General features: G+C 47.1%; 1 protein-coding gene. It reads left to right on the plus strand.

Annotated features, from left to right (window positions below; genetic code table 11):
* Positions 1 to 255, plus strand: a 255-nt coding sequence (locus NF418_RS10485) for an IS110 family transposase (RefSeq protein ID WP_256779555.1), incomplete at both ends; no start/stop codon positions are given.

The raw sequence follows: 255 nt of genomic DNA on the forward strand, positions 1-255 counted from the left end.
TGCAGGTATTGATGTCCATCAAGCCAATATCGTTGTCTGTATCCTACATGGACCACTCACCTCAACTCGTCCAAAGCGTGAGACGGCTACGTTTGATACAACGACTAAAGGCCTACGTGCTTGCCACAATTTTCTCAGTCAATTTCATGTGGAAGCTGTTGGTATGGAAAGCACAGGTGTTTATTGGCGACCTGTCTGGCATGCTCTATGTGATGACTTCAAGTTGATACTCGCTCAACCAGCCCACATGAAGGC

Origin of the sequence: Streptococcus suis (assembly GCF_024509555.1) — a bacterium.
GTDB classification, from domain to species: domain Bacteria; phylum Bacillota; class Bacilli; order Lactobacillales; family Streptococcaceae; genus Streptococcus; species Streptococcus suis_AD.